21 protein-coding genes are annotated in these 24526 nt (G+C 64.2%); 9 read left to right on the forward strand and 12 right to left on the reverse strand.

All coding sequences use genetic code 11. The annotated features are described in order from the left end of the window. Positions 1–210 precede the first annotated feature (210 nt). From EJ079_RS06290 to EJ079_RS06300, 3 genes are read right to left on the reverse strand one after another with little or no spacing between them, the layout of a single operon-like run. On the reverse strand, positions 211–1698 hold the full coding sequence (locus EJ079_RS06290) for an aldehyde dehydrogenase (RefSeq protein ID WP_127808403.1): 1488 nt from the start codon (positions 1696–1698) through the stop codon (positions 211–213). Continuing rightward, on the reverse strand, positions 1695–2888 hold the full coding sequence (locus EJ079_RS06295) for a cytochrome P450 (protein WP_127808404.1): 1194 nt from the start codon (positions 2886–2888) through the stop codon (positions 1695–1697). The genes EJ079_RS06290 and EJ079_RS06295 overlap by 4 nt, the downstream gene beginning before the upstream one ends. Before the next feature lie 57 nt (positions 2889–2945). After that, positions 2946–4394, reverse strand: a complete 1449-nt coding sequence (locus tag EJ079_RS06300) for an APC family permease (protein ID WP_127808405.1) — start codon at positions 4392–4394, stop codon at positions 2946–2948. Positions 4395–4567: 173 nt separating this feature from the next. Between EJ079_RS06300 and EJ079_RS06305 the strand changes: the two genes are divergently transcribed. The 6 genes from EJ079_RS06305 to EJ079_RS06330 are packed head-to-tail and all read left to right on the forward strand — an operon-like array spanning position 4568 to position 11001. After that, positions 4568–5338 carry an IclR family transcriptional regulator gene (locus EJ079_RS06305; protein ID WP_127808406.1) on the forward strand — a complete coding sequence of 257 codons (771 nt, stop codon included), beginning with the start codon at positions 4568–4570 and terminating at the stop codon, positions 5336–5338. Continuing rightward, entirely contained in the window at positions 5338–6618 is a 1281-nt protein-coding gene (locus tag EJ079_RS06310) for a Tm-1-like ATP-binding domain-containing protein (protein WP_127808407.1), read from the forward strand. Before EJ079_RS06305 ends, EJ079_RS06310 begins: the two co-directional genes overlap by 1 nt. Then, positions 6615–7283 (forward strand): HAD-IA family hydrolase, encoded by a 669-nt coding sequence (locus EJ079_RS06315; RefSeq protein WP_127808408.1) that lies wholly within the window; start codon positions 6615–6617, stop codon positions 7281–7283. Before EJ079_RS06310 ends, EJ079_RS06315 begins: the two co-directional genes overlap by 4 nt. A 21-nt stretch (positions 7284–7304) precedes the next feature. After that, positions 7305–8654, forward strand: coding sequence for an aminotransferase class III-fold pyridoxal phosphate-dependent enzyme (locus tag EJ079_RS06320; RefSeq protein ID WP_127808409.1), 1350 nt, complete (start codon positions 7305–7307; stop codon positions 8652–8654). A gap of 35 nt (positions 8655–8689) precedes the next feature. Then, positions 8690–9982 (forward strand): aminotransferase class III-fold pyridoxal phosphate-dependent enzyme, encoded by a 1293-nt coding sequence (locus tag EJ079_RS06325; protein WP_127808410.1) that lies wholly within the window; start codon positions 8690–8692, stop codon positions 9980–9982. Continuing rightward, positions 9979–11001: a phosphotransferase gene (locus EJ079_RS06330; RefSeq protein ID WP_127808411.1), complete on the forward strand. Its 1023-nt coding sequence runs from the start codon at positions 9979–9981 to the stop codon at positions 10999–11001. The genes EJ079_RS06325 and EJ079_RS06330 overlap by 4 nt, the downstream gene beginning before the upstream one ends. 27 nt (positions 11002–11028) lie before the next feature. Here EJ079_RS06330 and hpaH read toward each other — a convergent pair whose 3' ends face one another. From hpaH to EJ079_RS06355, 5 genes are read right to left on the reverse strand one after another with little or no spacing between them, the layout of a single operon-like run. Further along, positions 11029–11835 carry a 2-oxo-hept-4-ene-1,7-dioate hydratase gene (gene hpaH / locus EJ079_RS06335; protein ID WP_127808412.1) on the reverse strand — a complete coding sequence of 269 codons (807 nt, stop codon included), beginning with the start codon at positions 11833–11835 and terminating at the stop codon, positions 11029–11031. After that, entirely contained in the window at positions 11832–12707 is an 876-nt protein-coding gene (locus EJ079_RS06340; RefSeq protein ID WP_127808413.1) for a fumarylacetoacetate hydrolase family protein, read from the reverse strand. Before EJ079_RS06340 ends, hpaH begins: the two co-directional genes overlap by 4 nt. 25 nt (positions 12708–12732) lie before the next feature. After that, positions 12733–13713 (reverse strand): 3,4-dihydroxyphenylacetate 2,3-dioxygenase, encoded by a 981-nt coding sequence (gene hpaD / locus EJ079_RS06345; RefSeq protein WP_127808414.1) that lies wholly within the window; start codon positions 13711–13713, stop codon positions 12733–12735. Positions 13714–13727: 14 nt separating this feature from the next. Continuing rightward, positions 13728–15245: a 5-carboxymethyl-2-hydroxymuconate semialdehyde dehydrogenase gene (gene hpaE, locus EJ079_RS06350; protein WP_127808415.1), complete on the reverse strand. Its 1518-nt coding sequence runs from the start codon at positions 15243–15245 to the stop codon at positions 13728–13730. A gap of 11 nt (positions 15246–15256) precedes the next feature. Then, the gene (locus tag EJ079_RS06355; protein WP_127808416.1) at positions 15257–15643 is read right to left on the reverse strand and encodes a 5-carboxymethyl-2-hydroxymuconate Delta-isomerase; all 387 of its coding nucleotides are present in this window, start codon (positions 15641–15643) and stop codon (positions 15257–15259) included. Positions 15644–15856: 213 nt separating this feature from the next. On the opposite strand from EJ079_RS06355, the gene hpaR reads away from it, so the two are divergent. After that, positions 15857–16252 (forward strand): homoprotocatechuate degradation operon regulator HpaR, encoded by a 396-nt coding sequence (gene hpaR / locus EJ079_RS06360; protein WP_127276380.1) that lies wholly within the window; start codon positions 15857–15859, stop codon positions 16250–16252. Positions 16253–16341: 89 nt separating this feature from the next. Here hpaR and EJ079_RS06365 read toward each other — a convergent pair whose 3' ends face one another. The 4 genes from EJ079_RS06365 to EJ079_RS06380 all read right to left on the reverse strand — a co-directional run bounded on the left by EJ079_RS06365 (position 16342) and on the right by EJ079_RS06380 (position 22272). Beyond that, complete coding sequence (locus tag EJ079_RS06365) at positions 16342–17457, reverse strand: aminomethyltransferase family protein (RefSeq protein ID WP_245481820.1); 1116 nt, start codon at positions 17455–17457, stop codon at positions 16342–16344. 69 nt (positions 17458–17526) lie between these two features. Continuing rightward, the gene (locus EJ079_RS06370) at positions 17527–18303 is read right to left on the reverse strand and encodes an ABC transporter substrate-binding protein (protein WP_127808418.1); all 777 of its coding nucleotides are present in this window, start codon (positions 18301–18303) and stop codon (positions 17527–17529) included. A gap of 125 nt (positions 18304–18428) precedes the next feature. Beyond that, positions 18429–20186 carry a hydantoinase B/oxoprolinase family protein gene (locus EJ079_RS06375; RefSeq protein WP_127320872.1) on the reverse strand — a complete coding sequence of 586 codons (1758 nt, stop codon included), beginning with the start codon at positions 20184–20186 and terminating at the stop codon, positions 18429–18431. Between the two features lies 1 nt (position 20187). Beyond that, complete coding sequence (locus EJ079_RS06380; protein WP_127808419.1) at positions 20188–22272, reverse strand: hydantoinase/oxoprolinase family protein; 2085 nt, start codon at positions 22270–22272, stop codon at positions 20188–20190. 221 nt (positions 22273–22493) lie between these two features. Between EJ079_RS06380 and EJ079_RS06385 the strand changes: the two genes are divergently transcribed. Both EJ079_RS06385 and deoC read left to right on the forward strand, forming a co-directional pair. Continuing rightward, a complete protein-coding gene (locus EJ079_RS06385; protein ID WP_127397248.1) occupies positions 22494–23321 on the forward strand; it encodes a ferredoxin--NADP reductase in 828 nt (275 codons plus the stop codon). Between the two features lie 153 nt (positions 23322–23474). Further along, positions 23475–24524: a deoxyribose-phosphate aldolase gene (gene deoC / locus EJ079_RS06390; RefSeq protein WP_127380899.1), complete on the forward strand. Its 1050-nt coding sequence runs from the start codon at positions 23475–23477 to the stop codon at positions 24522–24524. Positions 24525–24526: the final 2 nt, after the last annotated feature.

The following is a 24526-nucleotide window of genomic DNA, read 5'->3' on the forward strand; positions in this document are numbered from 1 at the left end:
AGGCGGATTGCCTAGCCTTGGTCACATCCTCAGAAATTCTATCAAGTTTATCAAAGAACGGGTTTCGCCGTTCTCGCCAAAGCCGGGAATATTCTCTCAAAATTTTCAAGAGCGTGAGCAAAAGCCGCCGCTTGACCGGCCGCAGCGGGTCGCGGCGCGATCTTGCGCGCCTCTGGAGGTCGTCAGATTCTCAGAGAGCCCGGCGTGCCGTCAAAGCGCGATCCACGCCGTCTTCAGTTCCAAATATTTCTCCAGCGCGTGAAGCGACTTGTCGCGGCCGAAACCGGACTGTTTGACGCCGCCGAGCGGCACGGTGATGTCGGCGCCGCCATAGGTGTTGACGTGGACGACGCCGGCATTGATGGCGCGCACCATGCGGTGTGCTGTGGAGAGGTTGGCGGTCCACACCGCCGAGGCGAGCCCGTAGACGGTCGAATTGGCAAGCCGCACCGCCTCCTCCTCGGTCTCGAAGCGCATGACGCCGAGCACTGGCCCGAACACCTCCTCGCGCGCAAGCTGCATGTCTTGCGTGACATTCTCGAAGATCGTCGGCGCCATGTAGCTGCCGCCGGTCTCGGTCAGAATCCGCTCGCCACCGGTGACCAGCTGGGCGCCTTCTTCCGTCGCCCTGGCAACGAAACCGAGGTTCTTGTCCAGCTGTTCGGCGCTCGATACCGCGCCGACATCGCTGGTGAGATCGAGCGGATCGCCGACTTTCAGCTGCGTGGTTGCCGCGACAAGTTCGTCCATGAACCGATGATAGACCGCTGACTGGACCAGAAGCCGCGAGCCGGCGACGCAGACCTGGCCGGAATTGCGAAAAATGCCGTTGGCCGAGACGACCGCCGCCTGTTTCAGGTCTGAGGCATCGGCAAAGACGATGTTGGGCGACTTGCCGCCGAGTTCGAGGAAGACGCGCTTCAGATTGGAGCGAGCGGAATATTCGAGCAGCCGTCGACCGACCGGCCCCGAGCCGGTGAAGGCGATGGCGTCGACATCCATATGCAGGCCGAGCGCTTCGCCGGTGACCGCGCCACGGCCGGTGACGACATTGAGCACACCGGCGGGAAGTCCGGCCTCGCTTGCCAATTCGGCCAACCGCAGCAGCGTCAGCGAAGCGATTTCCGGCGGCTTGACCACCACGCAATTGCCGGCGGCAAGTGCGGGCGCGATCTTCCAGGCGCCGATCATCAGCGGAAAGTTCCACGGCACGATGACGCCGACGACGCCGAGCGGCTCCTTGTGGATCAGTCCGAGCACATTGTCGGCCGTTGGCGCGATCTCGCCGTAGACCTTGTCGATCGCCTCGGCATAGTAGCGGATGGTGCCGGCGGCCGAGAGCGGTTCGGCCTTGTAGGCCATGCCGATCTCGGTGCCATTGTCGCGCACGCCGAGCACGGCGAGCTCGTCGGCATGCTTTTCGACCAGCTCGGCGAACTTCGTCAGCACCTTCTTGCGAAAGGCCGGCGCTGATCGCGACCACGAGCCCCTCTCGAACGCCTTGCGCGCCGACTTGACGGCGCAGTCGATATCGGCGGCATTGCCGTCGGCGATGCTGGCGAAAGGTCGGCCGTCGATCGGCGACGTCACCGGCAGGCTTTCGCCGCTTGTTGTCTCGATCTGCACGCCATCGATGAACAGGCCCCGTGCGCCGATCTCCGTCTGGCGCAGCGTGTCGATGGCATTCTGACTGATCATGGGTGACGGACTCCCAGGGAAACATGCAATGTGGTTGGCGCGCGGAATTCCCAGCCGCGAAACACCGGCTCCTTGCCAGGCACAAGGCTGAGATGGGGGAAGCGCAGAAGCAACAGCCTCACCGCAAGGCACATCTGCTCGCGTGCGAAAAACCGGCCCGAACAGAAATGATGGCCGAAGCCGAAGGCGGCATGATTGCCTTCGTCGCGGTTGATGTTGAAGCGGTCGGGATCGGCAAAGCGGCTCTCGTCGCGGCTTGCCGAGGAGACGAGTGCGGCGACCGCGGCGCCGGCCGGGATCGTCACGCCGCCAAGCTCCACCGCCTGCGTCGTCTGCCGCGTCTGCGTGCCGATCGGCGCCACCCAGCGCAGGCCCTCGTCGACCGCCTTCGGCACGAAGGTCTCGGGATCGGCGAGCACCTGCCGCATCTGTTCGGGATGGCCCAGCAGACCGGCGAGGATCGAGCCGGCGCCATGTCCGGGTTCCTGCATGCCGCCAAGCAGGATGACCTTGATGCTTGGCATCAAAAAATCGATTGGCCGCGTCGTGCCCTCCGGCATGCCGTCATGCAGCATGTGCGACAGCGCCGAGTCATCTGGCTGGCGCGCAAGTCTTTCCAGCGTCGGCAGGATGGCGTCGCCGACCTCGGCACTGATCGCGTCGGCGATCTCCTGCCGCTTCGGGTCGTTCTCGAAATTGATGGCGCCCTGGGCAAGGCCATAGAACCAGCGGCGCAGCGTCGGCATGTCGATGTCGGCAAGGCCGAGCGAGCGTGCCAGGCTGAGCGTCGACACCGGTTCGAAATAATCGGCCATCAGCTCGGCGGAGCCTTGGTTGGCGATCCGGTCGAGAAAGGGTTCGGCAATCGACCGCACGAGGTCGCCGGCATAGGCGGCGACGGTGCGCGGCCGGTATTTCGGATCGACGCCTTGGCGCAGTTGTTTGTGCGTCTCGCCATCGGTGGTCAGGATGGTCGGCTTGCCGAAGGAGCGCTCGACCGGCGACGAGCCGACGACGGCGGAGAAGATGTCGGGCGACTTGGCGACGCTCTCGACATCCTTCCAGCGGGTGACGAACCACAGATTGACCGCGGGCACGAAAGCGACAGGCGCACTGCGCCTGAGCTCTGCATAGATCGGGTAGGGATCGGCTTCCAATGCCTCGACGGTTATATTTTCGGCAAAGCTCAAATCCGCCACTCCCCTTGTGGTGTAAGGGCGGCGTGGCACGCCGCCCCTTTGCTTTTCTCAATCTTTCAGCGGCTGGCCGAGGTTTTCGAAGGCTATGGGATCGCGGCTCTTCAGCGCGCTGGCCAGCAGCAGGCCGACGATCGCGGCGATCAGCACCAGCCCCGGCAGGAACACGCCAAGAAAGCCGCCCGCCCCGGACAGGCTGCCGAAATTGATGACGATCAGGTAGATGATGATGACGAAAGCGATGAAGGTCAGCCCGGGCAGGATGGTGGTCTTCAGCGCGTTCTCCTGGGCTGCCGGGTTGGCGCGGAAGAACATCACCACGGCAAGCGATGCCACCGCCATCATGACGATGACGCCGAGCGTCGCGACATTGGTCAGCCACGAAAACAGCGCCAGCACCGGATCGAGGCCGAGCACGGCGAACAGGCCGACGACGATCGCAGCGAGCACGCTCTGGATGACGGAAGCGACATGCGGGCTCTGGTGCACCGCATGCGTCACGCCAATCGTCTGCGGCAACAGTTTTTCGCGGCCCGAGACATAGATATAGCGCGCAACCGCATTGTGGAACGCCAGCACGCCGGCAAACAGGCTCGACACGAACAGGATGCTCATCGCCTGCGACAGCATCGTTCCGGCGTAGCGGTCGGACAGGCCGAACAGGAAGGTCGTTGGATCCTGCAGCCCTTGCAGCGTCGGCAGCAGCTTGTCGACACCGGCGCCGACCGCCATCAGCCATGCCGTGAGCATGTAGAAGACGCCGATCAGCACGACCGAAAAATAGGTGGCGCGCGGAATGGTGATCTTTGGATCGCGGGCTTCCTCGGCATAGATCGTCGTCGCCTCGAAACCGATGAAGGCGGCAAAGCAGAACAGAATGGCGATGGCCGGCGAGCCCGATGTGATCTGGCTCCAGCTGAACGGCGCCGCCGACAGGCCGCTATCGCCGCCGGTCTTGAGGATGGCGATGTCGAGGACCAGAACCACAAGATATTCGCACAACACCAGCACCGTCAGGATCTTGGCGGAGAGGTCGACCTGCCGATAGCCGAGCACGGCGACCAGCGCGATGGCGATGAAGCTCCACACCCACCAGGGCAAATTGATGCCCCAGCCGGCGAACAGGCCTGATGTCGCGGCGCCGAGCAGGCCCATGACCCCGATCTGCATGGCATTGTAGGACAGGATGGCGATCAGCGCGGTGGCGCCGCCGGCCATGCTGCCGAGGCCGCGCGCGGCATAGGCATAGAAGGCGCCGGCATTGCCGACATGGCGTGACATGGCGACATAGCCGACCGCGAACAAAAGCAGCAGGATGGTGACGATCAAATAGGTGCCGGCAAAGCCGGCGCCATTGCCCATCAGCATGCCGAGCGGCGTGCCGCCGGCGACGGCCGTGAGCGGGGCGGCCGCCGAAATCACCATGAAGGTGATGGCGCCGACGCCAAGACTGTTCTTGCGCAGCCTGTTGGCCGGCGCCTGTTCTGCAACTGCTGTCATCGATCCCTCCTGTTTGCAAACCCTTGAGTTCGCCGGCCGAATGGCCTGTCCCATGCACTCTGGCGGTTGGTTCATTATTTGAACCGCTATTTTGAATATAGACTTGCAAACAATGCCGATGCCTGTCAAGTTAATTCACACGTTAAATGATTATCCCGAACCGGGAGGCAAATTTGAGTACGGTCGGAAAAGCGATCTCGCTTCTGGAGCTGTTCAGCGTCGACGAGCCCGAGCTCGGCCTGTCCGATCTGGCGCGCCGCTCGGGCTTCGACAAGGCGACGACACGGCGGCTGCTGGTTGCGCTGGCCGGCCATGGTTTTGTCGAGCAGGATATCGGCACGCGGCACTATCGCCTCGGCGCCGGCCTGTCGCGGCTGGCGCGCATCCGCGAAGCGCGCTTTCCTTTCCTGCAGACAGCTGTTCCGCTGGTGCGGGACCTGGCAGCATCGACGGCCGAGACCGTGCATTTGTCGGAATTCGGCGTCGACAGGCTGGTCACCGTTCATGTCGAGCATCCGGCATGGGCGAACCGGGTCAACATCGACATCGGTCAGTTGCTGCCCCTGCATTCGACCGCGTCGGGCATCGCCTATCTGGCCTTCGCCCGCGACGAGACCGTCAAGGTGTGCCTGACGGGTTCGCTCGACGCCTTCACGGCCCATACGCTGATCGAGGCAGCGGCCATCTCAAGATCCATGGGCGAGGCGCGCGAGCGCGGCTATTCGATCTGCGACCAGGGCTATGAGGAAGGCGTGATCAGCGTCGCGGCGGCAATCCGCGCGGCGGATGGCTTTGCGCTCGGCACCATCGCGGTGGCGGCGCCAAAGGCCAGAACGACGGCAGCCGCGATCACGGAGCGGGGACTTGCCGTGAGGGAGGCGGCACGGGAGATTTCCATGCGCCTCAACGGCGAAAACCTGCAAATCTTGAGGAGGCAGGCCTGATGCCCTCGGAGACTGCGGCCCGCATCCTGGTCATCGGCACGGGCGACACAAAGGCCGAAGAGCTGTTGTTCATGAAACAATGCATCGAGGCATCGGGCGGCCGCGCCGTGATGATGGATGTCAGCGTGCTCGGCGACCCGCCCTACAGCCCGGACCACGACAAGCACGCCGTGGCGCGGGCGGTGGATGTGACGATCGCCGAGATCGTTTCGAGCGGTGATGAGAACACCGCCATGACGCTGATGGCCGGCGGCGCGGTGCAGCTGGTGCGCAAGCTCCATCAAAGTGGCGAGATCGACGCCTTCATCGCCATCGGCGGTTCGATGGGGACAGATCTGGCGCTCGACGTGGCGCTTTGCCTGCCGCTCGGCGTGCCGAAATTCGTCGTCTCGACCATCGCCTATTCGCACCTCATCCCGCCCGAGCGCGTCGCGCCCGACCTGATGATGATCCTCTGGGCCGGCGGGCTGTACGGCCTCAACTCGATCTGCAGGCTGGTCCTGTCACAGGCCTGTGGTGCGGTCGTCGGCGCGGCCAGGATTGTGCTGGAGGCCCGCATGTCGGCTCCGGCAATCGGGCCGACCATCGGCATGACCTCGCTCGGCAGCAGCTGCCTGCGCTACATGAAGACGCTGAAGCCGGCGCTGGAACAGCGCGGCTATGACGTTGCCGTCTTCCACACCACCGGAATGGGCGGCCGCGCCTTCGAATCGATTGCCGGTCAGGACCATTTTTGCGCGGTGTTCGACTTCAGCCTGCAGGAAATTACCAATCATCTCGCGGGCTCCGTCGTCAGTTCCGGCACCGACCGGCTGGAGAATGCCGGCGCTCGCGGCACTCCGCAGATCGCCGCACCCGGGGCGGTCGACATGGTCGATCTGCCGACCTGGCAGGATTTGCCGGCTAAATTCTCGACGCGGCCCTTTCATGCCCACAACAGGCTGATCGCGTCGATCACCGTCGATGCCGACGATCGTCGACAGGTCGCCAGGACCATCGCCGCCAAGCTCGGCGCCGCGAAAGGCCGCTCCGCCTTCATCCTGCCTACCGGCGGCATCCAGGAATGGGACGTGCAGGGCGAGCCGCTCTATGAACCCGAGGCTCTCGCGGCCTTCGCAGATGAAATGCGCAGGGCTATTCCCGCCGGGGTCGAGTTCCACGAGATCGACGCTCACATCAACAGCGACGACTTCGTCGGCAAGGCGCTCGAGATATTCGACCGCTGGGTCGAGGAAGGCATCGTCCCGCGCGGCAAGCCGGCCAAGGGAGTGGCAGCGTGAGCGCTGTTCCCGCCCAGGCACTGGTCCTCGATTTCGGCGGCGTCGTCACCCGGACGCTGTTCGAGACGCATGCCTTGACCGAACAGGCGCTCGGCCTCGCGCCGGGGACGCTGCAATGGCGCGGGCCGTTCGATCCGGGCAGCGATCCGCTGTGGCGCGCCATGCAGGCCGACGAGATCAGCGAGCGCGACTACTGGCGCTCCCGCACCAGTGAGGTCGGCCGGCTGGTTGGCGAGGACTGGCAGACGATGGAGACCTTCGTCCAACGAGCGCGCGGCGCCGAGCCGGAAAAGGTGGTGCGGCCCGAGGCCGACAGCGCCATTCGCACGGTGCATGCGGCCGGTTTTCGGATGGCGATCCTGTCCAACGAACTCGACCTGTTCTACGGCGCCGATTTCCGCCGGCGGCTGCCATTGCTCGGCCTGTTCGACCTCATCGTCGACGCCACCTATACCGGCATCCTCAAGCCCGACCCCCGCGCCTATGCCTTGGTCACCGAGGCGCTCGGCCTGCCTGCCGGCGCTTGCGTCTTCGTCGACGACCAGCGGCGCAATGTCGATGGCGGCTGTGCTGCCGGCATGCGCACGGTCCATTTCGACGTCGCTCGCCCGGCTCATTCCTATGCCGAGGCCCTCGGTCATTTCGGCCTCGTCCCAATTGCCTGAGATTTTTTTGCGGAGCCTTGTATGCGCGACATCAATTTTCTCACCGAAACCAACGCCAAGCCGATCTGGCACCCGATGGCGCATCCGGCCGAGATGCGGGCCAACCCGCCGAAGGTGATCATGAAAGGCGAGGGTGTGATGGTCACCGACATAGCCGGCAACACTGTGCTCGACGCCGTCGGCGGTCTGTGGAACGTCAATCTCGGCTACAGCTGCGACCCGATCAAGCAGGCGATCGCCGACCAGCTTTCGGCGCTGCCCTATTATTCCGGTTTTCGCGGCACTTCGACAGGACCGTCGATCGAACTCGCCTACGAACTCTGCGAATGGTTCGAGCCGGAAGGCATGGTGCGGACCTTCTTCACCTCGGGCGGCTCGGATTCGGTCGAAACGGCACTTCGGCTGGCGCGGCAATACTGGAAGATCCGCGGCCAGGCCGACCGGACAAAATTCCTCGCCTTGAAGAAGGGCTATCACGGCACGCATTTCGGCGGCGCGTCGGTCAACGGCAATGCCAATTTCCGCCGCAACTACGAGCCGCTGCTGCCCGGCGTCTTCCACATTCCCGCCCCTTGGACCTTCCGCAACCCGTTCGATGAGACCGACCCAGCGCGGCTGGCGAAACTGTGCGCCAAGGCGCTGGAGGACGAAATCGCCTTCCAGGGCGGCGACACCATCGCCGCTTTCATCATGGAGCCGGTTCTCGGCGCCGGCGGCGTCATCGTTCCGCATGAGAGCTTCATGCCACTGGTGCGTGAGATCTGCGACCGCCATGAAATCCTGCTGATCGCCGACGAGGTAGTGACGGGCTTCGGCCGCACCGGCGCATGGTCGGGCTCGCGTCTGTCCGGCGTGAAGCCGGATTTCATGACCATCGCCAAGGCGATCACGTCAGGCTATTTCCCGCTCGGCGCGACCTTGATCGGCGGAAAAGTCGCCGATGTCTTCGAGGCCGACAAGACCAGTTTTGGTGCGATCGGCCACGGCTATACCTATTCCGGCCACCCGGTCGGCTGCGCGGCGGGTCTGGCGGCGCTTGCCGAGACCAAACGGCTTCGCCTGAACGAGAACGCTGCGGCACGGGGCGTCGAACTCGCGGCCACGCTGGAGGGGCTGAAGGCCAGGCACGCGATCGTCGGCGATGTCAGGTACAAGGGCCTGATGGCGGCGCTGGAGCTGGTCTCGGATCGCACCACCAAGAAGCCGACCGACAAGAAAACCATGGCCGTGGTTTCGGAGGCGGCCTACGAAGCCGGCGTCATGCTGCGTGTCTCCGGCAACGCCATTATCCTGTCGCCGCCGCTTATCATCACCGCTGCCGATGTGACGAAGATCGGCGAAGCATTGGATGCAGGCCTGTCGAAGGTGTGACGGTTTAGCTGGACACAACGGAGTTTCAAGACGCAATGAGTCAACCGCAAGAAGCACTGGTTAGCCGGCGTTCGCGCCTGCTTGGCGCGAAATCGCAATTGTTCTACGACGAGCCCGTGCATCTGGTGCGCGGCGAAGGCGTTTGGCTCTACGATGCCGATGGCCAAAAATATCTCGACGCCTACAACAATGTTGCCCATGTCGGCCACTGCCACCCGCATGTGGTCGAAGCCCTGTGCCGGCAGGCCAGCCTGCTCAACACCCACACGCGCTATCTGCACACCGCCATCCTTGATTATGTCGAGCGGCTGACCGCGACCTTCGATGCCAGCCTGTCGTCCGCCATCCTGACCTGCACCGGCAGTGAGGCCAACGACATCGCGCTGCGCATGGCGCAGGCCGCCACCGGCCGCATGGGCGTCATCGCCACCGACGCCACCTACCATGGCAACACCACGGCGGTTTCGCAGCTCAGCACCCGCATGCCGCCGGTCGGTGGCCGCGCCCGCAATGTCAGGCTGGTGCCGGCGCCTGACAGCTATCGCCATCAGGATGCGATGGCCAACGGCAAAGCCTTTGGCGACGCGGTGCGCGAAGCCATCGCCTCGCTGGAGCAGGATGGCATCGGCCTGTCCGGCATCATCCTGTGTCCGCTGCTCGCCAATGAAGGCTTTCCGACGCTCCCATCCGGATTTTTCGACGACGCGATGCGCGCGGTGCGTGACGTCGGCGGACTGGTCATCGCCGATGAGGTGCAGCCTGGTTTCGGCCGCACCGGCAGCCATTTCTGGGGCCACCAGCGCGCCGGCTTCGTGCCCGACATCGTCACCATGGGCAAGCCGATGGGCAACGGCCATCCGGTCGCCGCGGTGGTCACCACCAAGGACACATTGGCGACCTTCCGCAACGCTTTCCGCTACTTCAACACCTTCGGCGGCAACCCGGTTTCCTGCGCGGTGGCGAATGCCGTTCTCGACGTCATCGAGCAGGAAGATCTCGTCGCCAACGCGCGTAATGTCGGCGCCTATGCGCTTGGGCTGCTGCGCCCGCTGGCGGATCGGCATGAATGCATCGGCGAGGTCAGGGGCGCCGGCCTGTTCTTCGGCGCCGAGCTGGTTCACGACCGCGAGACGCGCGAGCCGGCGCCCGACATTGCCGAGCAGGTCGCCAACCGCATGCGCCACCGCGGTGTGCTCATGGGCAAGACCGGCATCCACGGCAATGTGCTGAAGATCCGCCCGCCCATGCCGTTCTCGCGCGACAATGCCGACGTCCTGATCGGCGTCCTCGACGAGGTGCTGGGTGAAGTCGGCGGAGTGAAGGCGTGAACGCTGTTTCCACGCAATCCGAGCCCGAGACGGCAGCCGATGTCACCGAGCTTGCCAGGCGTGCGCTCGCCCATTGGGGTATTCGTGAGGGTGAGCCGGAGCTGCTGAAATTCCGCGAGAACGCGGTGTTTCGCGTCATCTTGCCAACAGGCCAGCCGGCCGCCATGCGCATTCATCGGCTTGGCTATCACACGGATGCCGCCCTGCGCTCGGAACTGCAATGGATGGGCTTTCTGCAATCGGCCGGCATCGCCACGCCATCTGCGGTCGCCACGCCGGCCGGCGATCTGTTCGTGCTTGCCAGCGCGAACGCCTCAATGCAACCCCGGCAAGTCGATTGCCTGAGCTGGCTGGAAGGCCGCGCCGTCGGCGCGCGAGGCGTGCCGCTGGATTTTACGCCCGAGCAGGCTAGACAGGTCTTTACCGCGATGGGCCGAACCATCGCCCACATGCACAATGTCACGTCTGCCTGGACGCCGCCCGCCGGCTTTGCCCGCCATGCCTGGGATTTCGATGGCTTCTTCGGCGCGAACCCGAATTGGGGCCGCTTCGAGACCTCGCCCTTCCTCGACGGCCCTCATCGCGAGCTGGTTTTCCAGGCGCGGGAAAAGGCCGTGAAGGTGCTGTCGGAGCATGAACGCAGCGCCCGCAATTTCGGCATCATCCACGCCGATCTGGTGCGCGAGAATGTGCTCGTCCATGACGGCGCGATCCGCATCATCGACTTCGACGATTGCGGCCATGGCTGGCACATGTACGACCTTGCCGTCGCGCTCTACCAGAACCGCGATGAGGCGATCTATCCGCTGATCGAGGCCGCTTTGCTCGACGGCTATCGGCAGGAGCGGGCACTGACCGCGCGCGACATCGCCGCGCTACCACTGTTTTCGGCCTTGCGCGCCTTTGCTTTCCTCGGTTGGGTGCAGAGCCGCGTCGAAGGCGACATCACCAGGGATGTCGGCCAGCGTATGTCGGCCATCGCAGCCGATGTGGTGATTGCCTATCTGCGTGGCGAATAGGGCCGATCGATAAGAACTGGCGGGTCGTCAGCCCTTCGCGAAATGGATGCTGACCGTGCCCGAACTGCCGAAATCGGCGACGATCGTGTCGCCGGGCCGCGCCTCGACCGGGCGCACGAACGATCCCGAGAGCACCACCTCGCCAGCCGCGATCGACATGCCGTAGCGGGCGAGCCTGTCCGCCAGCCAGGCGATGCCCATGGCCGGGTGGTTGAGCACGCCGGCGCCGAGCCCGGTTTCCTCGACCTCGGCGTTGCGCGAGACGATGGCACCGATCCAGCGCATGTCGGCCTCATCAGGACGTTGCCGCCGGCCGCCGGTGACAATGCCGGCATTGGCGGCATTGTCGGAAATCGTGTCGAAGAAGGTGCGCACCTTCTTCGTCTCGGCATTGACGCGCTCGATGCGCGTATCGAGGATTTCCAGCGCCGGTGTGATGTAGTCGGTGGCGTGGAGCACGTCGGAGATGGTCACGCCGGGGCCTTTCAGCGGCGCCTTCATGACGAAGGCGATCTCGGCCTCGACGCGCGGCTGGATGAAGCGGCCGGCCGGCACCGTCGCGCCGTCATGGAAGAACATGTCGTCGAACAGCACGCCCGAATCCGGCGTGTCGATGGCAAGCGCGTACTGCATTGCCTTCGATGTCAGCCCGATCTTCCAGCCCTTCGGCTTCAGCCCGGCATCGATCTTGCGCGCCACCAGCGCCGCTTGCACGCGATAGGCGTCCTCCATCGTCGCATCGGGAAAATCGAGGCTGAGCAGACGGATCTGGCGGCGCGACCGCTCGGCCTCGAACAGCCGTGCCGCGGCGTCCTCCACCTGTTCCGGGGTCATTGCGCTGCCTCGTCGACGACACCGTTTCTGAGCACGCCGATGCCTTCGGCCTCCACCTCGATCACGGCGCCGGGCTTCAGCCAGATCGGCGGCTCAAAGCGGGCGCCGGCGCCGGCCGGCGTGCCGGTGACGATGATATCGCCCGGCACCAGCGTGGTGAAGGTCGAGATGTAGTTGATGATCTTGCGGAAGGAAAAAATCATCCGGCTGGTGCGGTCCTGCTGGCGCAACTCGCCATTGACGCGGGTGGTCAGCGCGATATCGGCGATCTGCGCCTCTTCGCTGAACGGCACCAGCCATGGGCCGATCGAGCCGCTGCGGTCGAAATTCTTGCCTTGCGTGACGTTGAACTTGGCATGCCGCACCCAGTCGCGGATGGTGCCTTCATTGCACAGCGAGAGCGCCGCGATATGGCCGAGCGCGTCGGCCTCGGCAATGCGCCGGCCGGCCTTGCCGATGACGATGACGATCTCGCCCTCATAGTCGAGCTGCGGTGATTCCGGCGGCCGCACCAGCGGCGCGCCATGGCCGACGAAAGATCGGGGGAAGCGGATGAACAGTGACGGGTTGGAGGGCGCTGCCTGGCCGTCCTTGTACTCCTCGTTGCGGTCCGGATAGTTGACGCCGACGCAGATGATCTTTTCCGGTGACGGGATCGGGATTTCATAGGCGATGGCGTCGAGCGGGAAATCTGCGGCGAAGGCCTCGGCCGCTTCCGCCAGCCGCCGCAAGGCGCCGGCCTCGATCACTTCACGCAGCGTCGGCCATTGGCCGTAACGAGCCGACAGGTCGATGACGCCCTTGCTCGTGATCGCGCCATAGCGCGCCTTGCCGCCGACTGTGAAGGTGGCGAGCCGGCCATGTCCAGTCATCCGTGTCTCCTCGTAAGGTTCATCGTCACGGCGCAATGATCGGCGAAGCCGCCAAATCCGGCTGGCGTGCCTTCGCTCCGGCAAACACACTGCCCTCCTCGAACCAGCTTTTCGGCGCCGGCGCGCCCCACAGCGTCTGGCGTTGCCGGTCCTTGAGGTCCCATTTGATCGGCTCGAGGTCCGGATCGACCGTCTGGTAATCCGAACAGTAAATCTCGATGCGGTGGTTGTCCGGGTCTCTGACATAGAGGAAGAAGGCGTTGGAAATGCCGTGCCGGCCGGGGCCGCGTTCGATGTTCGGCAAATAGCCCGTCGTTGCCATCAGATCGAGCAGGTCGATGATGTTGAGCGGCGTCGGCACCCAGAAGGCGACATGGTGCAGGCGCGGCCCGATGCCGTTGGTGAAGGCGATGTCGTGCACGCCGCCCTTGCGGTGCGTCCACGCCGCCCACAGCTTCCCGCTGCTGGCATCCTCGGTGTATTCGGTGACGCGAAAGCCGAGCTCGTTGTAGAAGGCGACCGACTCGTCGACGTTCGGCGAGAAGCAGTTGAAGTGGTCGATGCGCAGTGGCTTGACGCCCTTGTACAGCGCATATTTCTGGTGGATCGGCGGCAGCCGCTCCATCTCCGCGTAGAATTCAAGCGGAATGCCGTGCGGATCGCGGGTGCGGAAGGTGCGCGACTGGTAAGGCCGCTCGACCCATTCCACCGGCAGGCCCTTGTCCTTGAAGAAATGCACTGCCTTGTCGAGGTCTTCATCCGAGAAGACCTTGAAGCCAAGGTCGCGCGCTTCTGCCGTGGCCGCCTTCTTCAGCACGATGCAATGGTGCCCACGCTCCTCCAGCGCCCTGAGATAGATGGTGTCCGATGTCTCGTCGGTGACCTGCAGGCCGAGCGTATCGACATAGAAGGCGCGGGATTTGGCGAGGTCGGTGACGGCCAGCTCGACATGGCTGAGGCGCACGATGTTGAAGGCGGGGTAGAGATTGGGCTTGGGCAAGGGCATCTGATTTCCTCCGGTCAGCCGCCGAGTTTCTGGATCGCGTGCGCCGTCGTCGCAAAGGCTACGTTCTTCGTCTCCATGTAGAAGTCGAAGGAATGGTCCCCGCCGTCGCGGCCGATGCCGGAATTCTTGACGCCGCCGAACGGTGTCGGCAAATGGCGCACATTCTCCGAGTTGACCCAGATCATGCCGGCGTCCAGCGCATCGGTGAAGCGGAAGGCGCGGGTGACGTCCGAGGTCCAGAGATAGCCGGTCAGGCCGTATTGCGTGTCGTTGGCCAGCGCAAGCGCCTCGGCCTCGTCGTTGAAGGGAATGGCGCTCAGCACCGGCCCGAAAATCTCCTCCTGCGCAATGCGCATGCCGTTGGTGACGTTGGTGAACAGTGTCGGGCCGACATAACAGCCGCCGCCCGGCCCATCGACCTTGCCGCCGCCGACGGCGAGCGTGGCCCCCTCCGACCTGCCGATCTCGATATAGGACAGCACCTTCTTTTCATGCACCGGATGGATGAGCGGCCCGACCACCGTTTTCGGATCGAGCGGGTGGCCGACGACGATGCGCTTCGCCCTCTCCGCGACTTTGGCGGTGAAGCTTTCATATATCGAGGCTTCGACCAGCAGCCGCGACGACGAGGTGCAGCGTTCGCCATTCAGCGAATAGATCATGAATACGGCGGCGTCGGCGGCGCGCTCGAGATCAGCGTCGGCAAAGACGATCACCGGGTTCTTGCCGCCAAGCTCGAAATGCACGCGCTTCAGCGTGTCGGCGCCTTGTTTCATGATCATCGAGCCGGTGCGGCTCTCGCCGACAAAGCCGATCGCCTTGATGTCGGGATGCTCGGTCAACGCCTTGCCGGCATCTTCACCCAGGCCGTTGACCAGGTTCCAGACACCCTTCGGCAGGCCGGCCTCCTCGGCGATCTCGACCAGCAGGCGGGCGGTCAGCGGCGAGAATTCAGCCGGCTTATGAACCACGGTGCAGCCGGCCGCCAGCGCCGGTGCGATCTTCCAGGTCGACAGCATGAACGGCGTGTTCCACGGCGTGATGATGCCGACCGGGCCGATCGGAACGCGCGTCGTGATGTTGACCTGGCCGGACGTCCGCAGCGTCTCGCCGTCTCGGGCTTCGGGTGCACGGTCGGCGAAGAAGCGGAAATTCTCGGCACCCCGCAACGCCGCCTTGGCCATGAACTTCAGCGCCTGGCCGGTATCCATGGATTCGACGAAGGCTATCTCCTCGGCACGCGCCTCGATCGCGTCGGCGATTCTGTGCAGCAGCTTCTTGCGCGCTTCGCCCGGCATGGCGGCCCAGGCCGGAAACGCAGCCTTGGCTGCCCTGGCGGCGCGGTCGATGTCGGCGGCTCCGCCGCGCGCGACGCTTGCCAGCGGCTTCAGGTCGACCGGCGACAGCGTTTCGAACGTCGCGCCGTCGAGCGCCGGTACCGCCTCGCCGCCGATCTGGTTCAACACGCCGTCGCGCTTGAAGCGGGCCAGATAGGCCTCGGCCTTGTTCAGATTGCCTTGCAGGTCGGACATATCGGGTTCCGTCACTTGCCGCGCAGTCGCGGGTGGATTGCGTTTCTCTTCCAACTCAGCTCCGGGTCGATTTCCCGGATTTCGAGCGACAGGGCGAAATGCGGGGTCTCGAACAGGGTGGCAAGGTATTCGCTCACCGCCGCGAAGACGGCCTCGCCGGTCCGCTTCTTCTCATCAGGGCTGCGGCCGGTGCCGATGCGGAACGACATGTCGAGAAAGGCGTTTTCCGGCAGACTGTCGGCCATCGCGTAAGCCTCGGCGCGAAAGGCCCGCACTCGCACGGCGCCGGTCTCGAACAGCCCGGTGTCCAGCACGGTGCGCAACACCAGCGCGCACAATTCGCCCATGTCGACCCTGGCATCGAGATTGGCTGAATACTCGATGGAAAAGTGTGGCACGGCGTTTCCCTGGTCTATTGCTTTTGTTGTAGTTAACGCGTTAATTACATGCAGCGCCGACGAAGTCAAGTCTTGCATCGGCCTTGGCGCAACGATACGGGATGGCAGCAACGGGCCCTGGCAGGCGGATTCGGCTGAGGGAAGGCCTGTTTTCGATCGCAAGCGTGGGAGGCTCTTTTCTTGCTGCCTGAAAACACCCGTCGTTCCCTGCCGATGGCGCTGCTTCATGCCCGCGAAGCGGTGATGGCGCGGTTTCGGCCGATGCTTGCGGCGCATGACGTGACCGAACAGCAATGGCGCGTGCTGCGCGTGCTGAGCGAAGCCGGCCCGGTCGAGGCGACGGAACTCGCCGACCGCGCCTCGGTTTTGCCGCCCAGCCTGACGCGCATCATCAAGGCGCTCGAGGGCCGCAAATTCATCACCCGCAACAAGGCCGAAGGCGACGGCCGACGCGTCGTTCTAACCATTGCGCCCGCCGGTTCCGCCCTGATCGACGCCCTGTCGCCGGAGCGTCGCGTCATTTATGACGACATCGAACAGCGCTTCGGCCACGAAAAGCTCGAGCAGTTGCTCGATCTGCTGGAGACGCTGATCGACGGCGAGAGCTGATCGTTCCGGCTACCGCGGAAGTTTCGACGGTCGCTTGGGTTGACGGCCCGCATACCTTGGGAATGGCCGAAACACCCGATGGGGGTCAGCTAACCTCGCAACCTCGCCCCTTCCGGATCGAAGAAGGGTATCGGCGCCGCCACCGCACGCGTCGGCTTACCACCGATATCAATGCTCAATTCGGTGCCGACAGCCGTGAACGGCAGCCGCAGATGCGCGGTGGCCAGCACCTTGCCGAGGGAATAGCCGTGGTCGCTGTAGGTGACGATGCCGGCGTCCTCGCCATCGGCCAGAATCCTGGCATCGGCCGCGGCCGGCTTGTCGCCGTCGAGGATCAGTCCGACCCATTGCTCGTCGAGGCCCTTGTCGCGAACCTTGAGCAAAGCTTCGCGGCCGATGAAATCGCCCTTGTCGAACTTGATCCAGCGGTCGAGGCCGACATGGAACGGGGTGCGGGTCTCGTCCATGTCGATGCCGTGCGCCGGATAGGCCTTTTCCAGGCCCAGCGTGAACATCGCCAGCACGCCATAGGGTTTCAGGCCAAAGTCACGGCCGGTGCGCATCAGCGCGTCCCAGAGAGAGGCCGCCTCGTCGGCCGGCACGAACAGTTCGAAGCCGAGTTCGCCGGTGACGCCGGTGCGCGAGATCAGTACTCTCGTGCCGTTGATATGGCCCGACGTGAACGACCAGCGCTTCAGTCCATCCAGATCGGCATCCGCGATCAACGCTTTCAGCAGTTCGCGCGAGCGCGGACCCTGGATGGTCGGGAAGGCGATGGCCGCCGTGATGTCGGTGACATAGGCCTTGCGGCCCTGAGCGTGATGCTGCAGCCAGGGCAGCATCTTCAGGCGGTTGACCGAGCCGGTCACCAGCATGAAGTGCTCCGGGCCCAACCGAAACACGGTGAGGTCGTCCATGATGCCGCCATCCTCGCGGCAGACCGTGGAATAGCGGACCTGGCCCGGTTTCATGGCAGCGGCATTATTGACGATGACATGGTTGACCAGCGCCTCGGCCTCCGGCCCCTTGATATCCATCTTGCCCATCGTGCTGAGATCCTGCACGCCGACATTCCTGCGGGTGTTCAGGTGCTCGTCGGCAATGCCGGAATAAGTTTTGGCCGAGATGAAATCGCCCCCGACACGACCCATGGTCGCGCCCAGCCCGACGATGCTGCTGTAGAAAGGGGAACGCCGCTCAGCCAAGGAAATCTCCATCGTTCATGAAAAACGGCAGCGCCAGGCAGCGCTGCCGGAAGGCATTTGTTGTCGTTCTCAGCTGCCGTAGACGTCGAAGGAAAAGTATTTGTCGTTGATTTCCTTGTACTTGCCATTGGCGCGCAGCGCGTCGATGGCCGCATTGAGCTTGTCGGCCAACTCCTTGTTGCCCTTCTGCAGGGCGATGCCGACGCCGGGGCCGTGTATGGCCGGATCGGCCGTCAGCGTGCCGAGCAGCTTGCAGCAGGCGCCGTCTGGCTTCTTCAACCACTCGGTCAGGATGATCGAGCCGTCCATCATCGCGTCGAGGCGGCCATTGGCCATGTCGGTGCGGGCATCGTCGCCCGTCGGATAGGCCTTGACCGTCGAGCCTGCATATTTCTGGTCGGCGAATTTCTGGTGTATGGTCGCGGCCTGCACGCCGAGCGCCTTGCCTTTCAGATCGTCCGGCGAGGTGCCTGATATGGTCGAATCCTTCGGTACGGCGATGGCCGGCGGCGTCTGGTAGTATTTGTGGGTGAACTCGATCTTCTCGGCCCGCTCGGGCGTGATGGTGATGTTGATGATGGCGTCGAACTTGCCGGCCTGCAGCGCCGGTATGGAACCATCGAAATCCTGCACGCTGAACTCGCACTCGGCCTTCATCTCGGCGCACAGCGCCTTCCCCAAGTCGATGTCGAAGCCGCCCAGCGTGCCGTCGGCACTGGCGTAATTGAAGGGCGGATAGGCGCCCTCGGTGCCGATCCTGAGTTTTTTGTCCTGGGCGGAGGCGGCGCCCGTGGCAAGGGTGAGAGCGACGGAAGCGGCAAGCACGGAACGACCGAAAAGACGCATGTTCGAGTTCCCCGTTGAAAGCGGGAAGTCTACGGGCTTTCATGATCCCGGCGGAGACGGAAACGACATGCGCTGCGGCGATCGCGGCGCGGCGAGCGGACCAAGCCCTCACGATTGGTCGTGCGTTAGCCGGCGCGCTGCTTGTTCGTCGCTGTCCGGTCGATGCCGAGTTCGCCTGCCGAGAGGACAACGCCAAATTTTTCGTTGGCTTCCTCGACCGTATAGTAACCCAACGCCACGTCGCGCAGCACCAGATCCGGATCGCGCTGCAGCGGATCGCCGTAGCCGCCACCGCCCGGCGTGCCGACACGCACGCGGTCGCCGGCCTTGAGCGCGATGTCCTGCTCCTTGGACAAATGCGGCGGTACATGTTCCTCGCCGTTGCGGAAGACGGTCACCATGTTGACCGCGCCATCCCTGCCGCCGAGTGCGCCTTGGGGGCCGAAACGGCCGTGATCCATGACGAAAGAAGCACGGGCGTCGCCGCGCAGGATTTCGACCTCATAGGCGAGGCCGAAACCGCCGCGATGCTTGCCGGCGCCGCCTGAACCTTCGCGCAAGGCATAGTGGCGGTAGAGCACCGGGAATGCCTGTTCCATGATCTCGACCGGCGGCGATTTGGAAATGCCGATGGTCGAGCAGCCATTGGTCAGTCCGTCATGGCCTGAATTTCCGCCGTAACCGCCGCCGGAGATCTGGTACATGACGTAATCGCGGCCGCGCGCCGGGTCGTTGCCGCCGAGCGCGAAATTGCCGCTGGAGCCGGCGGGCGCCGCCGTCACCTTGTCCGGCAACGCCTGCACCATCGCCGCGAACACCGCTTCGGCGATGCGCTGCGACACTTCAGCCGCGCAGCCCGAGACCGGGCGTGGATATCTGGCGTCGAGGAAAGTGCCTTCCGGCCGCTTGACTTCAAGCGGTTCGAAGGCACCGGCGCTGATCGGCACATCAGGGAAAATGTGGCGCATGGCGAGATAGACCGACGACAAGGTCGTCGCCAGCACACTGTTCATCGGCCCGGCGCAGGGCTTTGACGAGCCGGTGAAATCGAAGGTCAGCGTATTGCCCTGTTTCTCCACCGCGAGCGCGATGGTCAGCGGCTCGTTGACCACCCCATCGGAATCGACAAACGCCTTGGAATGGTAGGTGCCGTCGGGAATGGCTGAGATGTTGGCGCGCATCTGCTCGGCCGCGCGGCGGCGCAGTTCGGCGATCGCCTCGACAACCGTTTCATCACCGTAACGATCCAGGATCCCATTGAGCCTGTCCTGACCGATCAGCAGTGCCGCAGCCTGGGCGCGGATGTCGCCGATGCGCTGGTCGGCGACACGGATGTTGGAGCAGATGATGGCGTAGATCTCCGGATCGAGCACGCCCTTCTTGAACAGTTTTACGGGCGGCAGTCGCAGGCCTTCCTGCTCCACGGCAGTCGCCGAGGCTGAAAATCCCCCCGGCACCGAGCCGCCAATGTCAGGCCAATGGCCGGTATTGGACAGCCAGCAGAAAATCTTGCCGTCCCGGTAGACCGGCATGGCAAAGCGCACATCCATCAGATGCGTGCCGCCGAGATAGGGATCGTTGACGATGTAGATGTCGCCCGGCTCCGGGGCCAAGCAGCGGCCATCGGCGATCATCTCGATCACCGTCCTGGTCGAATATTGCATGACGCCGACGAACACCGGCAGGCCCTGGCTGCCTTGCGCGATCAGCGAACCATCGACGGCCGAATAGATGCCGTCGGAGCGGTCATTGGCCTCGGCGATGACAGGCGAGAAGGCGGCGCGCGAGAAGGTCAGGTCCATCTCGTCGCAGACCTGCTGCAGTGCCGCCTGCAGGACCGAAAGGGTGATGGCGTCGAGCTTTGCCCTATCAAGATTTGGCATCTCAGGCCTCGCCAATGTCGATGATGATGTTGCCGTCGGCGTCGCTGCGTGCGCGGTCGCCGGGCTCGAGCACGGTGGTGGCGTCCATCTGTTCGAGGATCGCCGGCCCTTCGATTTCAGCGTCGAGCGGCAGTTTTTCGCGCGCGTATACCGGCGTGTCGTGCCAGCGTCCGCTGTACCAGACCGGCCGGATCTCGCGCCGCGCCTCGTCGAGCGTTGTTGCGCGCCCAGCCGGGTCGATCAGGCGCGACAGGTCTATCGACGGGCGGACGCCCGTCACCGAGGTGTTGAGATTGACGAGGTTGGCGCGGATTTCCGGCAGTTCGACCTTGAAGCGGGCAAAATAGGCCTTTTCGAAAAGCTGCTGCAGCGTTGCCCGCGTCACCGATGAGGACGGCAGCGGCACGTTGATGATGTGGGTCTGGCCGACAAACTGCATGTCGGCGGAGTGCGTGACGCGGATCGTCTCCGGCTTCACCGCTTCCTTGCCGATCAGCTCTTCGCCTTCGTTCCGGTGGCGTTCCAATACAGTATGAAGCTGAGTTTCGTCGAGCACCGCCACCGGCTGGTTGATGGTGTTGACGAAGTCATGGCGCAGGTCGGCGACAACGCAGCCAAGTGCGTTGGTGATGCCCGGACGCGCCGGTACCAGCACCCGGGGCAGGCCGAGTTCGCGCGCCAGGGCCGTTGCGTGCAGCGGGCCGGCCCCGCCAAAGGCGAACAGCGCGAAATCACGAGGGTCATGGCCGCGCGACACCGAGACCATGCGGATGGCGCCCGCCATCTTCATGTTGCCGAGCCGCAGCACCGCGCCCGCCGCCTCGACGCCGGACAGGCCGGTCGCCTTGCCTATCTTGTCTTCGAAAATGCCGGTGACGCGCTCTGATGTGACGGGATTTTGGACCGCCAGCAGCTTCTTCGGCGCCAGCCGGCCGAGCACCAGATTGGCGTCGGTGATGGTCGGCTCGAGACCGCCGCGTCCGTAGCAGATCGGGCCGGGATTGGCGCCGGCACTTTCCGGACCGATCTGAATCAGGCCGGCCGCATCGACGCGGGCGATCGAGCCGCCGCCGGCGCCGACCGTGTGCACCGCCACCATCGGCACATGGATCGGCATCGCATATTCGATCTCGATCTCGTTCGAGACTGCCGGCTCGGCATTGCGGATCAGCGCCACGTCGGTCGAGGTGCCGCCCATGTCATAGGTGACGAGGTTTTCGAAGCCGGCGCGTTTTCCCGTGTAGGCGGCGGCGATGACGCCGGAGGCCGGGCCGGACATGACCGTCTTGGCCGATTCACGTGTGACGAAGCGGGCCGAGATCATGCCGCCATTGCCGTTCATGATCAGGAAGTCGCGGGCATAGCCTTTCGCGCCCAATTCCTTGCGCAGCCGCTCGACGTAGCGCTCGAGGATCGGCTGCACGGAGGCGTTGACCGAAGCGGTCACGCCGCGTTCGAATTCGCGCGCTTCCGACAGCAGCGCATGGCCTGCCGTGATGTAGCCGTTCGGCCAGAGTTCGGCGGCGATTTCGACGGCGCGCCGCTCATGTGCCGGGTTGGCGTAGGAATGCAGGAAATGGATGACGAGGGATTCGCAACCGGCCGCGATCAGCGTCTGCACGGCGTCGCGTATCTCGGTCTCGTCGAGCGGCGTGCGCACCGCGCCCGACGCTTCGACGCGCTCCGAGACTTCGAGCCTGAGATTGCGAGGAATGATCGGGACGAAGCTGCCGGTCATGCCATAGGCCTGCGGCCGCGTGCGCCGGCCCAGTTCGATCACGTCGCGAAAACCGCGCGTGGTGATCATGCCGGTTTTCGCCAGCCGGCGTTCCAGCACCGCATTGGTGGTGGTGGTCGTGCCATGCACGATGAGGTCGATGCCGCCGATCGGAAATCCGGTGGCGCCGAGTGCCGAAACCACACCGAAAGCTTGGTTGTCCACCGTGGTCGGCGTCTTGGCCAGATACACCCGGCCGCCGTCGCTTCCGTCGATCAGGAGCAGGTCGGTGAAGGTGCCGCCGACATCGATACCGGCGACGACATTTCCCCGGGAATTGCGCGCTTGCGCCGAAATATTCTCTTCCATCGTCGAAACCCGAAATGCGCGGACTACGGATATGCGCCAGTTTGGAAAGCTGTTTTAAGGGAGCATCTTGACGCAAATATCGTTTGTATACTAATAAATTCCGGACACAAGAGCTTGCCGCTTTGCAGTGTGCGAACAGCACGCCGGGACCTGAATGGTCCGGGCGCGCAGGTGAAAGTTTGGCGCCCGCGTCCGTAAGCTGGGCCAGAAGGTTGGATTTGATGAACACCACATCCGCTCTCAACACCGTCGGCGCCCGACCGCTGCAGTTCCCTATACCGGCCAACGTCTATGCCGAGACCGTCGTCTCGGTGAAGCACTATACCGATCGGCTGTTCTCGTTCCGCATCACCCGTCCGCAGTCGCTGCGCTTCCGCTCCGGCGAGTTCGTCATGATCGGCCTGCCCAATGCCGAGAAGCCGGTGTACCGCGCCTATTCGGTGGCGAGCCCGGCCTGGGACGAAGAGCTGGAATTCTTCTCGATCAAGGTGCCGGATGGTCCGCTGACCTCCGAGCTGCAGAAGATCCAGGTCGGCGACACGATCATCATGCGCCAGAAGTCGACCGGCACGCTGGTGGTCGACGCGTTGACGCCGGCCAAGCGGCTGTTCATGATCTCGACCGGCACCGGCATCGCGCCTTTCGCCAGCCTGCTGCGCGACCCCGACACCTACGAGAAATTCAATCAGCTGATCCTGACCCATACCTGCCGCGACAATGCCGAGCTGACCTATGGCCAGGAACTGGTCGCGGCGCTGGAAAGCGACCCGCTGATCGGCGAGCTGACCACCGGGCGCGTCACGCTCTACAATTCGACGACCCGCGAGGAATCGGCACGCATGGGCCGCATCACCGCGCTGATCGGCTCCGGCAAGTTCTACAGCGATCTCGGCATCGACAAGCTCAACCCGGAAACCGACCGGATCATGATCTGCGGCTCGATGCATATGCTGAAGGACGTCAAGGAACTGGCCGAAAGCCTCGGCTTCGAGGAAGGTTCGCTGAGCCACCCGGCGACTTTCGTGGTCGAGCGCGCTTTCGTCGGCTGAGCCGCACCTGACATTTCGAAGTCTGCGTTTTTGACCACACGGTCAAAAACTGCTGCTTTCGCGGCCTTTTTCGGATATCACCGTCTGCAGGACTCGTGAAATACGACTTCACGGGCTATCTTCGGCACACGTCGCTGAATGAAAGGGCAGGAGATGAGCAGCACAATCCGCGAAGCCGATGTTGGCTCGTCCAAGGTGACGCCGCTGCCGGCGCGTGCCGCCGCCAACACAGCCGTTCCACCGGACCATCGCATTGCGCGCAATCCAGGCATGAAGCTCGACCTCGGCTTCATGGAATCGGTGCGCAGCGTCAATCGCTCGGCGCTGGAACGGCGCGTCGCCAGCCTGACCAAGCGGCGCTCGATAAAGGCCGACAACCAGGCGGCCTGGCTGCTGCGCGCCGTCGCCTGCATGGATTTGACGACGCTGAATTCCAACGACACCGAGGAGCGCGTGCGCCGGCTCTGCGCCAAGGCGATCAATCCGTTCCGCCGCGACATTGTCGAGGGTCTCGGCATATCAGGTGAAACCATCCGCCCGGCCGCCGTCTGCGTCTACCATCCCTTCGTTGCCACCGCCGTCGATGCGGTGCGCGGCACCGGCATCCATGTCGCCGCCGTCTCCACCGCCTTCCCGCATGGCCTTACGCCGCTGTCGACCCGCCTGCAGGAGATCGAGGCCTCGGTCCGCGACGGCGCCGACGAGATCGACGTCGTCATCCCGCGCGGCCTGGTGTTCGGGGCCAAGTGGCGGGAGCTTTACAACGAGATCGTCTCGATGCGCGCCGCTTGCGGTGACGCGCATCTGAAGGTCATCCTCGGCACCGGCGACCTCGCAACGCTGCGCAACGTCATGCTGGCCTCGATGGTGGCGATGATGGCGGGCGCCGATTTCATCAAGACCTCGACCGGCAAGGAAAGCGTCAACGCGACGCTGCCCGTCGGCCTCGCCATGGTCCGCGCCATCAGGGCCTATTTCGAGGAAACCGGCTATCTCATCGGCTTCAAGCCGGCCGGCGGCATATCCACGGCCAAGGCCTCGCTCGACTGGCTGGTGCTGATGAAGGAAGAGCTCGGCCGGCCATGGCTGGAGCCAGACCTGTTCCGCTTCGGCGCGTCGAGCCTCTTGACCGACATCGAGCGCCAGCTCGAGCACCATCTGACGGGACACTATTCGGCCAATCATCGCCACGCGATGGCTTGAGA

This window comes from Mesorhizobium sp. M7A.F.Ce.TU.012.03.2.1 (assembly GCF_004006095.1).
In the GTDB taxonomy this organism is placed as follows: Bacteria; Pseudomonadota; Alphaproteobacteria; order Rhizobiales; family Rhizobiaceae; genus Mesorhizobium.

Bases quoted from the DNA above. Each gene is read 5' to 3' on its own strand.
- EJ079_RS06310 (WP_127808407.1), top strand. From the start codon at position 5,338: ATGCCCTCGGAGACTGCGGCCCGCATCCTGGTCATCGGCACGGGCGAC.
- hpaR (WP_127276380.1), top strand. From the start codon at position 15,857: ATGGCGCTGCTTCATGCCCGCGAAGCGGTGATGGCGCGGTTTCGGCCG.
- hpaD (WP_127808414.1), bottom strand. From the start codon at position 13,713: ATGCCCTTGCCCAAGCCCAATCTCTACCCCGCCTTCAACATCGTGCGC.
- EJ079_RS06380 (WP_127808419.1), bottom strand. From the start codon at position 22,272: ATGGAAGAGAATATTTCGGCGCAAGCGCGCAATTCCCGGGGAAATGTC.
- hpaH (WP_127808412.1), bottom strand. From the start codon at position 11,835: ATGACCCCGGAACAGGTGGAGGACGCCGCGGCACGGCTGTTCGAGGCC.
- EJ079_RS06290 (WP_127808403.1), bottom strand. From the start codon at position 1,698: ATGATCAGTCAGAATGCCATCGACACGCTGCGCCAGACGGAGATCGGC.
- EJ079_RS06370 (WP_127808418.1), bottom strand. From the start codon at position 18,303: ATGCGTCTTTTCGGTCGTTCCGTGCTTGCCGCTTCCGTCGCTCTCACC.
- EJ079_RS06340 (WP_127808413.1), bottom strand. From the start codon at position 12,707: ATGACTGGACATGGCCGGCTCGCCACCTTCACAGTCGGCGGCAAGGCG.
- deoC (WP_127380899.1), top strand. From the start codon at position 23,475: ATGAGCAGCACAATCCGCGAAGCCGATGTTGGCTCGTCCAAGGTGACG.
- EJ079_RS06325 (WP_127808410.1), top strand. From the start codon at position 8,690: ATGAGTCAACCGCAAGAAGCACTGGTTAGCCGGCGTTCGCGCCTGCTT.
- EJ079_RS06320 (WP_127808409.1), top strand. From the start codon at position 7,305: ATGCGCGACATCAATTTTCTCACCGAAACCAACGCCAAGCCGATCTGG.
- hpaE (WP_127808415.1), bottom strand. From the start codon at position 15,245: ATGTCCGACCTGCAAGGCAATCTGAACAAGGCCGAGGCCTATCTGGCC.
- EJ079_RS06385 (WP_127397248.1), top strand. From the start codon at position 22,494: ATGAACACCACATCCGCTCTCAACACCGTCGGCGCCCGACCGCTGCAG.
- EJ079_RS06300 (WP_127808405.1), bottom strand. From the start codon at position 4,394: ATGACAGCAGTTGCAGAACAGGCGCCGGCCAACAGGCTGCGCAAGAAC.
- EJ079_RS06375 (WP_127320872.1), bottom strand. From the start codon at position 20,186: ATGCCAAATCTTGATAGGGCAAAGCTCGACGCCATCACCCTTTCGGTC.